The 18,532-nt window shown below is 39.9% G+C and carries 18 protein-coding genes and 1 pseudogene; 17 read left to right on the top strand and 2 right to left on the bottom strand.

Features of this window, described 5'->3' with window-relative positions; all coding sequences use genetic code 11:
• Positions 1-50: 50 nt before the first annotated feature.
• The 6 genes from ACK8P5_RS04545 to ACK8P5_RS04570 all read left to right on the top strand — a co-directional run bounded on the left by ACK8P5_RS04545 (position 51) and on the right by ACK8P5_RS04570 (position 5,836).
• Positions 51-194, top strand: a complete 144-nt coding sequence (locus ACK8P5_RS04545; protein ID WP_422659798.1) for a hypothetical protein — start codon at positions 51-53, stop codon at positions 192-194.
• Between the two features lie 410 nt (positions 195-604).
• Complete coding sequence (locus ACK8P5_RS04550; protein ID WP_422659799.1) at positions 605-1,270, top strand: HAD-IA family hydrolase; 666 nt, start codon at positions 605-607, stop codon at positions 1,268-1,270.
• Positions 1,271-1,744: 474 nt separating this feature from the next.
• Positions 1,745-2,131, top strand: coding sequence for a VOC family protein (locus ACK8P5_RS04555; RefSeq protein WP_422659800.1), 387 nt, complete (start codon positions 1,745-1,747; stop codon positions 2,129-2,131).
• A 15-nt stretch (positions 2,132-2,146) separates the two neighbouring features.
• Positions 2,147-2,806, top strand: a complete 660-nt coding sequence (locus ACK8P5_RS04560) for an AlkZ-related protein (RefSeq protein WP_422659801.1) — start codon at positions 2,147-2,149, stop codon at positions 2,804-2,806.
• A 365-nt stretch (positions 2,807-3,171) separates the two neighbouring features.
• Complete coding sequence (locus ACK8P5_RS04565) at positions 3,172-4,248, top strand: DUF1648 domain-containing protein (protein ID WP_422659802.1); 1,077 nt, start codon at positions 3,172-3,174, stop codon at positions 4,246-4,248.
• A 376-nt stretch (positions 4,249-4,624) separates the two neighbouring features.
• Positions 4,625-5,836 (top strand): MFS transporter, encoded by a 1,212-nt coding sequence (locus ACK8P5_RS04570; protein ID WP_422659803.1) that lies wholly within the window; start codon positions 4,625-4,627, stop codon positions 5,834-5,836.
• A 134-nt stretch (positions 5,837-5,970) separates the two neighbouring features.
• On the opposite strand, the gene ACK8P5_RS04575 is transcribed toward ACK8P5_RS04570, so the two are convergent.
• A complete protein-coding gene (locus ACK8P5_RS04575; protein ID WP_422659804.1) occupies positions 5,971-6,408 on the bottom strand; it encodes a hypothetical protein in 438 nt (145 codons plus the stop codon).
• A gap of 290 nt (positions 6,409-6,698) precedes the next feature.
• On the opposite strand from ACK8P5_RS04575, the gene ACK8P5_RS04580 reads away from it, so the two are divergent.
• Positions 6,699-7,706, top strand: a complete 1,008-nt coding sequence (locus tag ACK8P5_RS04580; RefSeq protein WP_422661371.1) for an alpha/beta fold hydrolase — start codon at positions 6,699-6,701, stop codon at positions 7,704-7,706.
• 6 nt (positions 7,707-7,712) lie between these two features.
• On the opposite strand, the gene ACK8P5_RS04585 is transcribed toward ACK8P5_RS04580, so the two are convergent.
• Positions 7,713-8,651, bottom strand: coding sequence for a helix-turn-helix transcriptional regulator (locus tag ACK8P5_RS04585; RefSeq protein ID WP_422659805.1), 939 nt, complete (start codon positions 8,649-8,651; stop codon positions 7,713-7,715).
• Positions 8,652-8,761: 110 nt separating this feature from the next.
• On the opposite strand from ACK8P5_RS04585, the gene ACK8P5_RS04590 reads away from it, so the two are divergent.
• From ACK8P5_RS04590 to ACK8P5_RS04635, 10 genes and pseudogenes are all read left to right on the top strand, one after another.
• Positions 8,762-9,211, top strand: coding sequence for a VOC family protein (locus ACK8P5_RS04590; RefSeq protein WP_422659806.1), 450 nt, complete (start codon positions 8,762-8,764; stop codon positions 9,209-9,211).
• A 255-nt stretch (positions 9,212-9,466) separates the two neighbouring features.
• Positions 9,467-10,405 (top strand): annotated as a pseudogene (gene ftsZ / locus ACK8P5_RS04595) (cell division protein FtsZ); the annotation flags it as partial.
• 243 nt (positions 10,406-10,648) lie between these two features.
• A complete protein-coding gene (locus tag ACK8P5_RS04600; protein WP_422659807.1) occupies positions 10,649-11,896 on the top strand; it encodes an amidohydrolase in 1,248 nt (415 codons plus the stop codon).
• On the top strand, positions 11,893-13,116 hold the full coding sequence (locus ACK8P5_RS04605) for an amidohydrolase (RefSeq protein ID WP_422659808.1): 1,224 nt from the start codon (positions 11,893-11,895) through the stop codon (positions 13,114-13,116). Before ACK8P5_RS04600 ends, ACK8P5_RS04605 begins: the two co-directional genes overlap by 4 nt.
• Before the next feature lie 216 nt (positions 13,117-13,332).
• Positions 13,333-13,881 (top strand): RNA polymerase sigma factor, encoded by a 549-nt coding sequence (locus ACK8P5_RS04610; RefSeq protein ID WP_422659809.1) that lies wholly within the window; start codon positions 13,333-13,335, stop codon positions 13,879-13,881.
• On the top strand, positions 13,868-14,605 hold the full coding sequence (locus tag ACK8P5_RS04615) for a hypothetical protein (RefSeq protein ID WP_422659810.1): 738 nt from the start codon (positions 13,868-13,870) through the stop codon (positions 14,603-14,605). The genes ACK8P5_RS04610 and ACK8P5_RS04615 overlap by 14 nt, the downstream gene beginning before the upstream one ends.
• Complete coding sequence (locus tag ACK8P5_RS04620; protein ID WP_422659811.1) at positions 14,592-15,449, top strand: ATP-binding cassette domain-containing protein; 858 nt, start codon at positions 14,592-14,594, stop codon at positions 15,447-15,449. The genes ACK8P5_RS04615 and ACK8P5_RS04620 overlap by 14 nt, the downstream gene beginning before the upstream one ends.
• Positions 15,449-16,609, top strand: a complete 1,161-nt coding sequence (locus tag ACK8P5_RS04625) for a hypothetical protein (protein WP_422659812.1) — start codon at positions 15,449-15,451, stop codon at positions 16,607-16,609. The genes ACK8P5_RS04620 and ACK8P5_RS04625 overlap by 1 nt, the downstream gene beginning before the upstream one ends.
• Before the next feature lie 17 nt (positions 16,610-16,626).
• Positions 16,627-17,793, top strand: coding sequence for a hypothetical protein (locus ACK8P5_RS04630; RefSeq protein ID WP_422659813.1), 1,167 nt, complete (start codon positions 16,627-16,629; stop codon positions 17,791-17,793).
• 260 nt (positions 17,794-18,053) lie between these two features.
• Complete coding sequence (locus ACK8P5_RS04635; RefSeq protein ID WP_422659814.1) at positions 18,054-18,515, top strand: DUF1097 domain-containing protein; 462 nt, start codon at positions 18,054-18,056, stop codon at positions 18,513-18,515.
• Positions 18,516-18,532 lie beyond the last annotated feature (17 nt).

Genomic DNA, 18,532 nt, shown 5'->3' on the forward strand with positions numbered 1-18,532 from the left:
TCGGCCTTACGTTTGGTAAGTGTTTGCAGTTCATTTTGATTAGTTTGATTTTGGGCAGTAAACAGTTCAAGGGTAAGAGCCTGATTAGAGAAGAGGGTAATAAGTCCTTGGACGTTCTTCTCTATATGACGGATAAGAAGAAGCTAGACAAAGCAATCAAGTTACATGAGAATGGAGAATTTACGGTAACATAAATTGAGGAAATGACAGGTGTAAGTAAGGGCTCACTTTACCGCGAAATCAATCGGAGAGAGCAAGAAGTAATACACAAGTAACCGAGACTGTTTGAGAAGCTATTGAGGGGATGTTTAGGGGCTTATAAATGGCGTGCCACCTTTAATGAGGGTGGCTTTTTAACTTTGCTCCAATTGGCTTGTAAAGGATACTCATTTAGACCCCCACCCAGTGCCAAATGAAACGGATTTGGCTATCTTGGTCAAGCTAACCCTTGTACGCCACGTATCAAATTTGTCTTTAAATAATTGTAAGCCCACGGGACTCATTCTAAAAGGGGATATTGACACATAATCCCACGTAATTTTATCATATTAAAGTGGTGCATCGGTGTTGTGGTGAAGCATTGGTTACTAATAGGGGGGATACTATGATTGAAGCAGTAGTTTTTGATTTTGACGGCTTAATCAGAGATACCGAAACGTTTGAGTTTTATTCATTTCAAGAGTTACTTTTGGATTACGGAATTGAGTTGCCATTAGATTTATACTGTTCTAGAATAGGTGGTCATTATAAATCTTTTGACCCTTATGAATTTTTACAACAAAGCATCGGAAAAACATTAGACAGAGAAATGCTTAGAAGACTAAGAAGGGAAAAATATGATAAGTTAATTATTCATCAAATGACTCTCCCAGGTGTTGAAAACTATTTAAATGAAGCCAAGAGGTTAGGAATTAAAATTGGATTAGCTTCTAGCGCACCGCGAGATTGGGTTATGCCAAATCTTGATGAATTAGGGCTTACACAATATTTTTCATGTATAAGAACTCACGAGGATGCAATAAATGTTAAGCCTGCTCCTGACCTTTACCTACAAGTTTTAGATTACTTCTGTGTTAAACCTATAAATGCAATTGCATTAGAGGATTCACCTAATGGTGCTAAAGCGGCGAAAGCCGCAGGAATGTATTGTATTATTGTTCCTAATAAATTAACAAGTGAATTACCCTTTGAATCATATGATTTACGACTTAAATCTTTAGAAGAGATGGACCTAACAACAGCAATCAGATTATTAACAATCGCGTCTTAAGTTGTGCCACGCTTTGTGTGGGCTTAGATGGCTAACAAGTTTATGTTTTATTTTGTGGTCTATTTTTAAAAGAGCAAACACATTCCTTTGGACACGTATATGGTTGTTGTCACTGTCTACTTGTCACATGCGGGTTTGATGACTTTGTTTTAGCACGGGTTTATAAAACTGAACATAAGGAACAGTTGCAATGTAACAGTAATGTTCAAACATGGTAAGGTCACGATGTATTTGAAGTGCAGTTAGTAGAAGACTTAGCGTAGCTGTGAGAGTGCCGGCAGTCAAAGGTTCAGAGGGTTCGATCACTTGGCTCCGTGATGAAGAAAAGAGCTTGTCCGTGAGGATCAGCCTCTTTTCTTATTTTTCATTATAGCAGGCTTGCGAAAAATCCAAAAAAGAGGAAAAAACCTCTATACATTGAATAAGTTTAAGTATTGAATTGTCATATTGATTAAGGTCGAGGGGAGATTAGCAATGGAGTTAACCCATACTCGCTTGCTCGTGGATTGCTTTAAGGAATGTTTTGTTTTTTACCGGGATGTGATGGGATTTGAGCCCATTTGGGGAACAGAAGAGGGCAAATATGCTGATTTCAATACAGGTAATACCACACTCGCTCTTTATGATAGAAAATCCATGGCTGATGCGATCGACTGTTCTTATTCAGTAAACGATCATTTTAATGATCGGGTAGTAATTGTCTTTCAGGTGAATGATGTAGACAAGGCATTTCTTGAACTGAAGGAGAAAGTCAACTTGATGTCGGAGCCGATTTCTAGACAATATGGGATAAGAAGCGTTAATTTCAGAGATCCCGCAGGAAACTTAATCGAGCTGTATCACGAAATTCCAATAGAATAAAAGGTGTTGCAGACAATGGAAGTATTAAATTATAGGGAATTTGTAGAGTTGGTTGAGAACTATAAGATTCTACCCTTTTCAGGCTTTGTTCCTGAATACCCATCACTAACAGATGTGACGGCAGACGATCATTGGCACACAGGAACCGATACCGATCCTTGGCAATGGCGAGTCATGATCGTTCAAGACGATGTTGCAGCTTATGGAAAATTCTTCGGTGATAAGGCATGTTTTATTCATAAAGATTTATTTCCCTTATTCAAAACTATAGTTACATTGAACAAAACGGTTGAAGAAAGATATAGCGATGGTCATATTTCCAGAACGGCTTTTCATCTCTATAAAGTTTTGATGGAGCATGGAAACATGGATTCACGGAATTTACGGAAAGAAGCGGGGTTAAATGCAAAAGAGGACAAAAAAGAGTATGAAAAATCACTTGTTGAGCTTCAAAATAATGGAGATGTAGTCATCACTGGAGCAGCAAAGCAAAGTGAAAATGATGCTGGTTGGAGCAGCATGTGTTACCAGACATCAGAATTATGGTTAAACTCGGTGAAAGGCACTCAGGACTATGTGTCTATTGAGGATGCCAAAAAACTGATGTTAGCCGAATTATCAATAACCTGTACGGATAAATCCTTAAAGTTTTTCACTCGGAAATTGAAGCTGTAGGCGTCACTGCAAGCTCGTCCTGGAACATGGCAGAGCGAGAACCCGACTGGCAATCGGTGCATGTGGAGAGTGTAGCGGTGTTGGTAAGAGATGTTGTAACCAATAAATAAACCCCAAAAATCGAATATAGACGTTATGAAATCGGGGAAGGGATGAATGGAGAAAGGGGACAACCCAGATCCATCAAGCCTTTCTTTTTTTATATAAGATGTACTTACCACAATTCAGATCTAGCTCTGCGTAGCGAATAGATCTGGATTAATGTTAATTTCACCCATGTAGTCACTAAAATCAATATAATTAATTGTATACACACTTAGATATATGAGGAGGCGAATGATCTGACGATAATGCCTGTTATAATAATGATATTTGTATTTGTACCTACCATTGTACTCATGGTAACTATGCCTTATTTAACAAGAGAGACGATTAGTTTTGGGGTCACCATCAGCGCTTTACAGTTCCACAGTGAGCCTCTGCGCCAGATGCGGAAGTCATATGCAAGGATTAGTGCTATCTTACATACCATCCTATTTATTGTTTGTATCATCTGTCTAATATATGGTGATGAACATTCCAAGCAACAAAGTTGGATCATTGTCGCTTATTCCCTCGTGATGGTCGTAATCTCCCTAGTCATAAACATTAGCTATCATTTCAAAATGAAAAGTTTACTACCTATGCTGCCTATTGCTCCGGAACCATCGATCATCGCAGTGGACACTGGTTTTCGGAAAAGAAACATTGGCTTGTCTAGTAACTGGTTCCTCATTCATGTTGTATTTATTGTTGTTAGTATTGTAACTGTGCTAACCAACTACGATTTGATTCCTGCTCAGATCCCGATCCACTACAACAGCAGTTGGCATGTAGACCGCTATGCAGATAAGTCCTATAGTTCTGTGTTTATGCCTACGCTAATCCAAGTGTTCATAACACTTGTGTTCTTATTTGAGAATTGGAGTATTCGCAGAGTGAAGCAGCAGGTTCAACCCACTAATCCGAACCGTTCCATCAGACAAGACGTAACTTTCCGCCGTGCTTGGTCATGTTTTATGATTACAGCGAGCTTCCTTGTAGTTATCCTGCTTTTCGTCGTGCAACTAAACATGATATCTCTGCTTAATATCAATTTCGCTATCCCCATGGTCCTAATCATAATAGCTTTTATCATCCTATACGCCTTCGCCTTATCGTTCTGGGCTGGCCAGGGCGGAAGCCTCTTGGAGCGATCTGCGGATCACTCGAGTGTCAGACCTGTCCATGATGATGATAAATGGCTATTAGGTATGATTTATTTCAATCGTAAGGATCCAAATCTAATGGTTGAGAAAAGGTTCGGAGTCGGCTGGGGATTAAATTTCGGTCACCCCGTAAGCTGGCTGATTTTACTCGGAATTATTGTACTGTTATTTGTAGTAACAAGGCTTAGAGGATAGTACTAGAGCTCACATCATCTAAGACCTAATAAAAGAACCTTTATAAAATTCTTATTGAGAAATATGAATAACTTTGCTAAGATACCTTTTGGAACAAATTAACCTTTAATACAGTCCAGAGAGGCTGACAAGGGATACTTGATATGTGAAGCTATTATCTAATTAATATCTTTGTTTATTCATGCCCTTTTGTCTATCTGACGAAAGGGCATTTTATTTTGCACGTTAGCTGTGATAACACAACTAACGTATCTCTTTTAAAGGAAGTCCAGTGAGGCTGAAAAGGAGAATGGAAAATTGGTTTTTTACAGGTACATCCATTCATTCGTAAAAAAAGAGAATCATTTCATCTAGAACATACTTGGAGGATCGTAGAATGGATTATCGTAAAAAAACCGTGGTCGCATCGGTAGCTGGTTTAACATTAGAAGGCATGGACATCATGTTTATCTCATTTGCGATGACAATGATTATTTCAGAATTTAACATTGATTTAGCGACTGGAGGACTTATTTCTTCTTTAACGAATGTAGGGATGCTATTAGGAGGAATTATTTTCGGAATTTTAGCAGATAAGTTTGGTAGGGTTAGGGTCTTTACCTACACCGTCATCTTGTTTGCAATTGGTACAGCTTTAACAGGACTTGCTACCAGCATTGAACAAGTATATCTATTCAGATTTATCGCAGGAATCGGTGCCGGAGGAGAATATGGAATAGGTATGGCGCTTGTTGCAGAAGCTTGGCCGAAAAACAAACAAGGGCGTGCGTCTTCATATGTCAGTGTAGGTGCGCAATATGGTGTTATTCTAGCAGCATTACTAAGTGCGATCATTCTTCCTACTTTAGGATGGAGAGCATTGTTCTTTGTGGGTATAGTACCTGTTATTTTCGCCTTTATCGTAAGGAAGAATTTGGATGAATCACCTGAGTGGCTCGCTGCTCAGAAAGATAAAAAGGCTAGTAATAAAGCTGAAAAGAGTAAGCTAACACAATTGTTTGAAACGCCACGGACAGCGATTACAACAATTTCTTTAATCATCATGGCAACTGTTCAAATTGCCGGTTATAACGGATTAATGATTTGGCTACCATCGATGTTGCAAAAGTCACAAGGTTTATCGGTTTCAGGCTCGGCTATTTGGACAATTAGTACTGCCGTTGGCATGATTGTTGGTATGTTAACCTTTGGACTTTTCTTAGATCGATTTGGTGCGAAGCGTTCCTTTGGCCTCTTCCTGATCGCCTCTGCATGTGCAGTGTTTTTATACTCTTATGCGACGGGTAGTATAGGTGTACTCATAGGTGGTGCAATTGTCGGATTCTTCTCCAATGGAATGTTCGCCGGATATGGAGCGTTGATTGGTAGTCTATATCCCGTTCAAATTCGAAGTACGGCAACCAATACAATCTTTAACTTTGGTCGAGCTATAGGCGGTTTTTCACCAATACTTGTCGGCTATATTCTACAAAATTATGATATGAAAGTTGCGATGCTCTACTTAGCAGGCTTATATTGTATTTCCTTTATTGTCATGCTAATGCTTAAAAAAGATGATCTAGGGAATGCGAGCAGCAAAACTATATAATAAAGTAAGTTTATTTAACCATCAATTGAAACGCATTTGCGTTTTAATTGGTGGTTTTTTATTGTAACTATATATTTTTTTGATTGTGGATAATCTAGGGCAGTTGTTGTCTAGGCTAAATCGCTATCAAATATTTATCGTAATTGTTTTAAGGCTTCATCTAGTTGCTCTTTATACTTCTCCAGATCCCCATCGGTGGCAAAATGGACCAGCAATAGATCACCGTTAATGTAATTCCGGAAGTTGGTTAGGGTTGTAATGGTATAATGTTGATCTGTCGTAGCTTGGCGTGCTTCGTCTGCGGATTTGTAGACATACACTAAGATGAAATCTTCATTCTGATCATCTAATTTGATTGTGTACTTAACCGGATATACATCGGCGAGCATATCGCCGGACTGCTTACCTTTATTTCCAAGGGTGAAGCCTTGGGCTTGCAGTGAACGTTCCAAGCGACCAAGAAGTTCAGATGAATTCCCTGTCTCTCTGTTTACGGTATTCTGCTTACTGCAGCCGACAGCAGCAAGCATCAGCAACATAAGCGCTAAAAAACCCAGCCATTTTTTAGTCATTTCTATCACTCCTAGTAAAGGTTTTATTTTCAGACGAAGGCAAAAGCGGATTTGTTTCAAATAGATTATTCATGGGAGATCCGGTGGATATTCAATTCCTCAAGGCGAGATGATATCCACATGTATGTGTAAGGCTGGCATATCTATCTGATGTAGAAGAACTTTTGAGCAATCAAAATTTCAATGAAGTGGTATAATCCATCATATCTTGCTGTTTTTAGAAGGGTACCAATGAAGGAGCCGTAAAATTGAAGAAAAAATACATAAAGATCATAAAAGTAAGTATATCTATGATTGTTTTGCTTCTTGCAATCGGATTGGTTTTTCCAACATGGACACCTTCCATTGAAGGAGACAATAGCATAAGTTCTCTAGAACAGATAGAGATTAATGGTACAGATCATGAAGTCATGATTAGGGGAGTGGATCGAAGCAATCCGATCGTCATCTTTGTGCATGGCGGGCCGGGCTGTTCTGAAATTCCTTATGTACGCAAATATCAAGATTTGCTTGAACAAAACTTTACCATTGTACACTATGATCAACGAGGAAGCGGGAAGTCTTATCACTTTTTTGAGGACTACTCTACATTATCGGCAGACTTGCTGGTAGATGATTTGTTGGCATTAACGGATTATGTTGAAAAGGAATTTGGACAAGAAAAAGTGCTGCTGATCGGCCACTCTTTTGGCACTTATATCGGGATGAAAGCAGCCGCAAAAGCACCTGATAAATTTGCTGCTTATGTTGGAATCGGGCAGGTTGCCGATCAGGGGAACAGCGAATTGGATAGCTTGAATTATTCTATCGAACAAGCAAGATTAGCCGGTAACTTAAAGGATGCAGAACGATTAGAACAGCTTCGAGGTCCAATAGAAAACAGGGAGCAACTTACCCCAAGAGATATGGTTCGAAAATATGGGGGAGCCGCTAGATTAATTGATGATAATAGGGATTATTACACAGGGTTTCTCTTGAATCCGGAGTATAATTTGCTGGATGTCATTCGCTATTTAAAGGGAGTTTCATTATCGCAAGAAATTTTGCTGAAGGAACAATCGAACAATGATATTACAAACATTGTGGATAAAGTAGAGTTACCCGTTTATTTTGTAATGGGACAATATGATTATATGACATCTGTAAACGCGGCAAAGGATTACTTTGAAGTACTAGAAGCGCCTAAGAAGGAATTTGTTATTTTCGAAAAATCCGCTCACTATCCTCAGTTTGAGGAGGAAGCGTTATTTGCGGAATGGCTACAAAAAACATGGAGTCAGGTTAGCCCCCGACCATAGTGATTGTTACATCTTTTGATAGTGATTTGATAGATTCTCTATTCGATCTCGGATCATTTGTTTTAACGATTCAGGTTTCACTGATGTAACATAATGACCAAATCTCATAAAATAGTCGGCTAAAAAATCCTCTTCTCCTGGATTATAAAAACCCTTGATAACGGCCTTATTACCACTTTCTATCCTCATCGAAGGATAATGTTCTTTATAAAAAATATCCTTTGCCTGTTCTAGAATCTCGACTTCAAAGTCAATACTAGTCTCAGAACGGTACATTTCTAATGAACGACTCACGAGTTCATCAAGGGAGAAGTGAGAATCGAAGTCGTCTTCTTCTATAAAGGTAATTCTGTCACATCTGAAAACTCTATGTTTATTCGAATTTAACTCTATTCCAGCAGCATACCATTGACCAAACTTGGCGGAAATTTTGAAAAATTGAACTTGGTAACTTTTTTCTTGATTATTTTTGGCGTATTGAATTCTACAGCTGCTCTCATTAAGAATGCTTTTTAGAATTTTATCTAAAAAACGACTCACATGATGATGTTGGTACATCTCAAATTGCAGGACCTTTTTCATGTTGTGAATCTGCTTGATTTGTTCATTAGAAAGACAGCTTTCAAACTTCTTATTTAGTTGATTGGCACTTAAATGAAATGGCGTGGATTGATAAGCTTCTAACGTCAACATGGCAAAATACAGAGCATAGACTTCATCCATCGTAAAAAGAATTGGCGATAATAATCTGTTTTTTAAAATGCCATATCGTCCGTGTCTGCCATGTTCAGAAAAGATGGGCATACCCAATTGCTCTAATGAACTAATATCACGCAAGGCTGTACTTTTTGAAATATTGTATTGTTCCATTAAGTCACTTAAATTAAAGAACTCCCGGCCATTTAAGTATCTAATCATGTCATTTAATCGCTCTGATTTCTTCACCGTAAATCCCCTTATAATGGTGTCAATAGTTGATACCTTTATATTCTATAATAAGCTTAAGGTATACATCAAATGACCTAACGTTATGATTCAAAAAGGAGACAGGTACAATGAGTTCAACGCTAGAAGTAGCTATTTTCTTGTCCATGAACGGAAAAGCAAAAGAAGCGATCGATTTTTACAAAAAACATTTTAACGCAGAGGAATTGTTGCTTGTAACCTATGAAGATATGGCAAAACGCGATAGCTCGATGCAGCTTACGGATGAAAACAAGCATTTTGTGACTCACTCCGTCTTATCCATCGGAAAAACCAAAGTCATGCTGGCAGAAGATCCAATGGATGCCACAGAAAAATATGTAGTCGGCAACAACACCTCATTGTGTATTCAAAGTGCAGACTTAGAAGAAATTGAACAATTTTACAAGAGCCTGACTACAGATGAAAGGGTGCGTATTATCGTCCCATTATCCAGTAATGTGTTTAGCAAAGCATACGGCATTATCGAAGACCCGTTCGGCATTCATATTCAGTTAATGTACGACGATAGACTAAAATAAAACATGCTTTATTGCTTATCAGGTTACATTAGATTAAAATTATAGATGAAGATTCCCCATTTGGCATTGGATCCTACAGATCTTGGGGAGTACAATAATTAAATGATGGCATTGTTAAAGTAGCTTCCTTTAAGGAACTGCTTTAATAATGCCTTTTTCTTTAAATAACAATAGAGAACAAAAAGTGCTTTGAAAATAAGTTAAAGTTGATCATTTGAAAAAGGTCATAAGGAAGCACCAGAGGGAGCGATAGAGATGGAGTTTGATACAAGTACAGTTGTCATTCAAGTAATCGGTGTGGGTGGCGGAGGTAATAATACAGTAAACCGTATGATCGAGCATGGGACAAAGGGTGTGGAGTTTATTGCAGTTAATACAGATATGCAAGCTATCAAACTATCACAAGCAGAGACTAAGATACAAATCGGTACAACATTGACAAAAGGTTTAGGAGCAGGTGCTAATCCGAAAATAGGTAAAATGGCAGCTGAAGAAAGCCATGAAACGCTCCGGAGGAAAATGAAAGGTGCAGACATGGTGATTGTCACAGCCGGAATGGGAGGTGGTACAGGCACAGGTGCTGCTCCAGCAATTGCAGAAATTGCCCATGAGCTTGGCATTCTCACCGTTGGCATTGTAACATATCCCTTTACGTTTGAGGGTCGTAAGCGTACAACACAAGCGGAAGTTGGAATCGCCTCAATGAAGGAGGCAGTAGATACTTTAATTGTTATTCCAAACGATCGTTTGTTGGGGATGATCGATAAAAGTACACCTATGCTTGAAGCGTTCCGTGAAGCAGATCATGTGCTACGCCAAACGATCGAGGGAATTTCGGATATCATTACCGTACCAGGTTTAATTAATGTTGACTTTGCTGATGTCAAAACAATCATGTCCAATAGAGGTTCAGCATTAATCGGTATCGGTAGCGCAACAGGTGAAAATCGTGCTGCTGAAGCTGCAAAAAAGGTTATTTCCAGTCCATTGTTTGGGGCTGAAACCTCCATAAGTGAGGCTCAGGGTGTACTGATGAAACTTACAGGCGGAACAAATTTAAGCCTATATGATGTACAAGAAGCTGCAAATATTATTGCTTCTGTGGGAGGCGACAAATCAAATATGATTATCGGTGCTGTCATTGACGAAAGCTTACAAGATGAAATTATCATAACTGTTATTGCAACTGGGTTTTAATGATTGGAAAGATCCAGTCCATTCAATCGTATTCCCGCCCTTCAACAGCAGAATAGAGGTCACAACCGGGTAATTAGGTGTTTAAGTAAGATTGTCTAAGAGAACCCAGCTAATCTTTTTTTTATGTTAAGGTAGTTGGGTTTCTCAAATTGGTTACTTCCAACACTAGGGATATTTGTAAGCGTTTTTATAAATTTTGAGCTTGCCCCAATAAAAAAAATTAAAAGAGGAGAGATCCCTTTGACACTATTATTAAAGAATGTGCGTTTGGAAACAGGGTATTTGGTTGACCAATCGTTTGTTACAGCTACAGAAACGAAAATAGTTGATGTCTTAATTGAAGATGGCAAGTTTATTGAAATAGCTCCAAATATCGAATCTAGCGATGCCGTAGTAGTAGATGCCAAAAACCAACTACTCGTTCCTTCGTTCAAAGAAATGCATACACATATTGATAAAACGTACTTCGGTGGTGAGTGGAAAGCGCCAACTCTAGCTACGGAAGGAATTTTTTCTCGTTTAAAAGAAGAAGCGACTTTATTACCTGAACAACTGGATGTAGCTGAAGAGAGAGCTCATGCAATGGTGCGACATTATATTAAAAACGGACATACACATATTCGTACACATGTGAATGTTGATCCCCAAATTGAGACGAAACATATGGAAATAGCCAAGCGTGTTTTAGAAAGTTATCAAGATCAAATTACGTATGAGATCGTTGCATTCCCACAGCATGGTGTATTACGTAACGGTCCAGAATTTTTAACAATCCTTGAAGAAGCATTACAAATGGGAGCTACTCATATCGGAGGGGTGGACCCGGCTTTGGTAGATCGCAATAGCAGGGAAGTTTTAAAAGCGACTTTTCAATTAGCCGAAAAATACGACGTAGCAATTGACATTCATTTACATGAACGAAACACATTAGGGGAATTTGAAATAGGGCAGATTCTAGCTGAAATCGAACAAAGATCTTTTAATAAAGAAGTAACCCTCAGTCACGCATTCGCATTTGCAGACTTGCCCCAACAATCATTAGACAAACTAATAGATCAAATGGCTACTCATAATGTCGGAGTGACAACGACGGTTCCAATTGGGTCAGGTCCGATAACAATTCCTGTGAAATATATGTATGATCGGGGCATCAAAGTTTCTTTTGGACATGACAGCCTTATAGATCACTGGTCTCCTTTTGGAAGTGGGAATATGATTCGAAAATTAAATCAATTTATACAACGTTTTGGCTACATTGATGAATGGCATATTGGACAATCCTTGAAATATGCTACAGGCGGATTAACACCATTAAATGACGCTGGCGAGAAGCAATGGCCAAAAGTTGGCGATACGGCTAATGCGCTACTCGTCGATGCAGTAAGCTCTGCGCATCTGATTGCCAGACAATGCCCTATTTCGAAAGTAATTTCAAAAGGGAATATAATTCACGATGAAGAGATAGAGCTAAAGGGGGAATTTCGATGAGTACGTGGCTACGTAATGTTCGACTGGAGATTGGTGAAACAACGTATGAAGATGGCAGTATTCAAACAATAACCGATTTGTTTCATATTCAAGTTGCAAATGAAGGAGTAATTCAGACGATTATCCCCGCAACTGAGAATGTATCGAATGCAGATGCCATTGATATGAAAGGGAAATTAGCACTTCCTGCATTAAAAGAAATGCATAATCATTTGGATAAAACATATCTCTCATTAGGATGGAGGGCTTGCCGTCCAGTGAAAGATTTATCCGAGAGATTGGCTCTTGAAGCAGCTGAGTTAGAGCAACTTGCTGAAACAGCGGAACAAAGAGCATCTGCCATGATTGAACTGCACTTGAGTAATGGTGTGAATCATATTCGAACACATGTGAATATTGATCCTTTTATTAAATTAAGAAATTTAGAAGGCGTTAAAAAAGCGCTGAAAGCCTACGAACAATATTTAACATATGAAATTGTTGCGTTTCCTCAACATGGCTTGCTAGCTCATGAAGAGATGCCGGACTTATTAAGACAAGCATTGGAGTCTGGTGCAACAATCCTAGGGGGACTTGACCCGGCAGGCATTGATAAAGACATCGAAAGATCATTACAAGTCACAATGGATATAGCTAAAGAGTACGATGTGGATGTCGACATGCATCTGCATGATCGAGGACAAGTAGGTTTCTATACTATGGATAAATGGCTAGACATGGTGAAAGAACAAGATTATAAGGGAGCCACTGCTTTTAGTCATGCATTTGGTTTAAGTAAATTGTCACCTCATATGCAAAAGAAATTTGCCGAAAAATTAAGCGTGCTTAATGTGGGAATTATGTCTACTATCCCTATTTCTATAAACTCTGAACTCATTCCAATTGATATTCTGAGAGAGGAAGGGGTTAAAGTTGCCTTGGGCTGTGACGGTTTTTTTGATTCTTGGAGTCCTTATGTTCCTGGAGATGTTTTGGAAAAAGTGCATAATTTTTGCGACTATACTGGGAAATCAAGTGAACGCTCGTTACGCGAAAGTTTAAGCTTAATTACACAAGGAATAACGCCATTGAATGGTGAAGGTGAACCAGTGTGGCCTAAGACTGGAGACGAAGCAAGTTTTGTATTTGTAGATGCTAGTTGCAGTGCAGAAGCAGTTGCCAGGCTGCCGAAAAAAAGACGGTTGATGCATAAAGGGAAGTTATACAACTCAAGACATTAGAAGGATGTAGATGACAAACAGTTTACTGGATTGTGTTGAGATGTATTAGCGTATACAGCAACGGAGCGGGAGAATTCCTGCTTCTTTTTTTTGTGGCTTTTATTTTCCAACGGTTGAGGGAGCCTAGGCGTTTTTATATATAAAAAATGTTATGTTGAAACTATTCAATGATCCGGAACGAATATACCTGTTGAAGGACAAAATGGAGGTGTGAACTTGAATGGGGAAATCAGGCTTATACGCAAAATACAAAGAACAGGCAGCAAGGCAGCGGCCGACATATTGATACGGGAGTATTATGATGAAATTTACATTTATGTTTTTAGGCAAATCTCTGAAAAACAATCGGCTATGGACTTAACCCAAACGATCTTTATTTCAATGCTGCAATCGATCTCCAATTATGATAGGAAGCAAGCAAGCTTTCGAACATGGCTGTATCGGATTGCGACTAATAAAACGATAGATTATCTTCGCAGCCGATCCGTAAAAAGCAAGCTTGTTCTTCTTGTAGAAGATGTTGATATCCCTGACGAAGCCGAGTTCGCACGTCAAATAGAAATGAAGGATTTATTACTGCGGCTGCAAGGTTATGTCAATACATTGGAAGTGGATATACAGCAAATTTTCAGGTTGAAGTTTTTTGGGGAGTATACCTTTTCTCAGATCGCAGCACTGTTTGCGGTTCCGGAGTCAACGGTGAAAACGAAATATTACCGCTTGTTGAAAATGCTCAGAGAGGAGTTTAAGGATGAATATCATTAAGCCATCTCCATACGAAAAAAACAGATCGATTGAAGATGTTTTATCGAAAGGTTTATCTAAGCCCAAAAGCTTGTGGACCTATATTTACGAGCTCTATTGCGCTCTGGGACTCCGATATATATTTTGGGATTCGGGGCCGGCAATCCTGATAACATTCGCTGTCACTCTGATATGGATTAAGATGTTTCCTCTTCCAGAACAGCACCCGTATGCGGCATTGTTCGCACTTGCTCCGGTTTTCTTTCTTGCTGCGGTGAGCATTACCGAAATCAATGAGCGGGTTCGAGGACTGTATGCCATCAAAATGACCTACAAATATACGATACAGCAAATAACCGCCTTCCGTGTTCTATGCTTTTCACTGCTGGGGGCTGTGTTTTGTACATTGATAAGTCTGTATTTTAGCCGTTCGCCGGTGGATTACAGCTTGCTTAAAGCATTGTCAGTTTCTTTTTGTACCCTATTTCTTTGTGCGGCTTTGACCCTGGTCACGCTACGGCTTTTTAACCGGGTATGGATTTATGGGGCTACTGCTCTACTTTGGTTGGGATTAGGCTTTGTTCTGGGTAATGTTTTCGGCCAGGTATGGGATCAGTTTTTAGCCCGGATACCGGTTGCCGTGATTCTGCTCATCACTATCATTGTGTTTGCTTTTTTTCTGGTCGAAATAAAACGACATATGAAGTTCCATAAAAGAGAGGTTGTATATTATGCTGGCCGTTAATCACGTTACGAAGAAATTTGGTAGTTTTACCGCTCTTGAGGACATCTCACTAGAGTTTACTAATGGGGTGTACGGATTGCTAGCGCCAAACGGTTCGGGCAAAACCACGCTCATCAAATTGCTTACTACTCTGCTGTTCCCTACAAAAGGAGAAATCTTATGGGAGGGAAGCGATATTGTCAGCTTAAACGAAGGCTATCGTGATGTTATCGGATACTTGCCGCAGGAGTTTGGCTACTATAAAAACCAATCACCTCGTCAGTTCCTCCATTACTTGGCCGCTCTAAAGGGGATTGACAGAACCACTGCTAATCACAAGGTTGAGGAGCTTTTGGGGCTAGTTTCGCTGAATGAAGTCATTGATAAAAAAATGCGCAAGTTTTCGGGTGGTATGATTCAGCGGGTGGGCATCGCTCAGGCTATGCTGAATGACCCTAAAATTCTGATACTGGACGAGCCGACTGCGGGGTTGGACCCTAAGGAGCGGGTGCGCTTCCGCAATTTAATTTCCGCTCTCTCCAAAGATCGAATTGTCATTTTGTCCACGCATATCGTATCGGACATCGAAACCATTGCTAATAATGTCATTATGCTCAAAGACCACAAGCTGTTGTGCTGCGATTCCCCCACCAATATCTGCAACACATTAAGCGGTAAAATATTTGAAACATGGGATATCGAAGCGATAAAGCAGCCGTTTCTTTCTTTGACGGAGCGGCAGGAGGATGGACGAAGACTTGTACGGTTTGCAAGCGATGTAGAATTTTCAAGCGAGTCAGTACGTCGTGTAACAACGAATCTTGAAGATGTTTTTTTATATGTCTACCAGGATAAGGTGCTCTGATGCTGATTTATTGGCTTGAACTAAGAAAGCTGCTGTCGTCCCTGGCGGTGTGGGGATTTATCGCAGTCTGTCTGCTGTATAACATTTATTTAGTTACAAGTTATTCTGGCGACCCATACGCGGATTTTGTTGGTACTGTATCCAAGGATACGGGGGATACTCTGGGACAATCCTTTAATGAAAAGCTCTCGCAATTCTCGGCAAGCGGCGAACAGAGAGGGTATTTAGAGCAGCTTAGAGCTGATACTCACCATGTGATCGATGTGTTTGAGGATTACGAGACGAAGGGGATCGGGGAAAGCTATATACTCGCAGGAGGGGCAACAGGCAGATTTGCTGAGGCTATACGGGATAAATACTTGGCCCTTCAGAAAGTTGTTGATGTAAAGGCCGCGAATGATGAAAGTCTGACGCTTTACTTTGGGGAGTCCACTTACAACCAGCATCAAAAGCTTTTTAACGGGTTAACAGGATGGCTGATCGTGGAAGGTGCTCTCATTTCGGTCCTTATGGTTTTTCTTTCAGTGGGATATGAGAATAACCAAAAGACAGGAGCGGTGGTATATTCCACTAGAGTAGGCCGCCGGATTCTACGTACAAAAATGACATCGTCCCTATCAGCTGGGATCGGTGTATATGCCCTTTTAGCTTTGTGTACTTTTCTCATTTATTTCTTGCTCAACGATTATAAGGGGATATGGGGTAGCAGCGTATCAAGTGTATTTAATTACCGGTTTGATGTTTTTGCCGGACACAGGCCATTCGTGACATGGTACAGCTTTAATGTCTTTACGTATTTTCTGGCCATGCTTGGCATGAGCGCAGGCGTAATTGTATGCTTATCGCTTACGGCTATCTGCGTAGGTGTGTTTATACGTAATCACTATATCGGCTTTATGGTTTTTCTTGCGATAAATGCGGCTTTTATCGTGTTCCCGATGCAAATACCTCAGACGATGACTGAAAGTTTATACGTCAAATATTATTCTATGCTCTCACCTGTTTGGTTGTGGCTGAAGCACAGTCTATGGTTTACGGATGGAGACTCTGACATTCTTTGGCCTCATTTTGAATCTCTGGGGCTCTGCGTATCGCTTATAGTATTAATCGCTTTATGCCTATTGGCCTTGATTTACTTCAGAAAGAGGGATTTGACATGAGGATTGTTTTGTATGAGATGAAAAAGATATGGAACGTCAAGATGCTTATAGTGATCGTGCTGATTTGCGTCTTATTTTATTCTATTTTTATGGGATATTACATAAATTATTTTTCGCATGGGCATTCGATGTCCGAGGAAGTCGGGTATAGTGTCGAAATGACGCAGAGGTATGGTCCGACACTGGAGGCTGAAGAGCATTCTGAATTTGTTACAGAAACCCGTGAAGATTTGATTGATAAAGCAGATACGTATATTAAGGTCACGCCAATATTATCTGAAGCTGGGATACATACCTATGAGGATTTTGAAAGGATTAGATTAAAAAGAGATATGACAGAAATGGAGAAGAATGCGATTTGGACATTGTTTGGAAGAGGAGAAGATAGTAGCTTTGTCGGATTTAATCTGCAAGCTATCAATATTATAGAGGGGCGTTTAGACGAATACCAATTCATTTTGGATCGCTTAGCTTCAGAAACCACAAGCGAAAAAAAGCTTGCTCGTATTATGGAAATTCGGGAAACGGAAGAGTATAGAAACATCATGGATAGATGGGTATTCGATAATACGGTCACCTATACCAAAGAACTGGCGATATTGGCGGTATTGGCAGTGCTGATATTCGTTTCGGCGCTTATAGTCACCGACCGTTCCAGAAATGTTCACTTGTTACAGTATACCGCTAAGCAAGGCAGGAGGATTCTGAAGCAGCAGCTTATCGCCGTGATCCTTTCGGCATTTTTATTGACGACAGCTCTAATTTTAGTGTTCGGGGCGATTTACAGTTCAAACGGTACATGGCTCTTTTGGAATAATGGGCTTACCTCTTTCCTTAACCGTCAATCCGTCGCCTTTTGGTTTGATATCACGTACGGCCAATATATCATGGTCTATATTGTGCTGCTCTATATGTTGTGTTTGGGAGCTGCAGCCGCTGCGTTCGTGCTTTCAAGGTTAAGTAAGAATTCGATAACATTGATCCTGAAGCTAATTCCCGCTTTCGCCTTGCTAGTAGCGTTAAGTCGCAGTGTCTTTGTTACATTATTCAGTTTTGATAATATTTTAGTTGAAGTAACAGGAATTATAGGGATAGAGTCTATTGTTTGCGGTGCTGTACTCATCTTAGGGTTAGCATTATCTCTCTACATGGTGCGAAGAGAGAAGAAAGTTGAAGTGATTTAAGCAGATTTGATACAAGCTTTATAGACGCTTATATGAAGCCACAAATTGGCATCACGAACGAAGATCTCTGGCGAAAATAACAGCCGGAGATCTTCGTTTTTGACTATGGCGATTATCGAAGGCAGTTCAGGCATTGGCCGTTATGGCAGCATCTGTCTTGGTATAAAAAAGTGATGTTTGAGAAATCTAATAATTAATGCTAGTGCCAACCATACGTGGTTCGACTTGGTAAATATGCTGAAATGGTTGGAGGATATCAGATGTCATTATTAATCGTGATCGGGATGGTAACGGGAATTTTATCGGGGATTTGGGCGGCGCTAAGCCTGTCACTAGAGTTGATTACTTTTGCTGGTTTCCTAGGATGGTCAACCTTTTTTGCTGTCGGTGGTGGAAATAAGGGGCTCAAGTCCACGTTGATTACGAATTTTAGCGGTGTGATCTGGGGTTTTCTTATGATGCAAATGTCGAGTGCTTTCGCTCTGTTCTTAGGTGAAACGCTAGGTCTCGGTGTTGCTGTAGCGATAGGTGCATGTGGCATGTGCTTGCAGTCGTATTTCAAATGGCTAGGGTTTATACCCGGGACATTTATCGGAGCATCTACATTTTTTGCAACAGGATTTAACCTTAGCGGTAGCACTGCAGCATTGATTCTGGGTGCTTTATTCGGATATATTTCCGAGAAGGGCGTGCATGTATTAAGCCCGAAGAATAGAGGATGAAGGGCTTCGTTGAATGA

This window comes from Paenibacillus sp. EC2-1 (assembly GCF_049311625.1).
Classification (GTDB): domain Bacteria; phylum Bacillota; class Bacilli; order Paenibacillales; family Paenibacillaceae; genus Paenibacillus_AQ.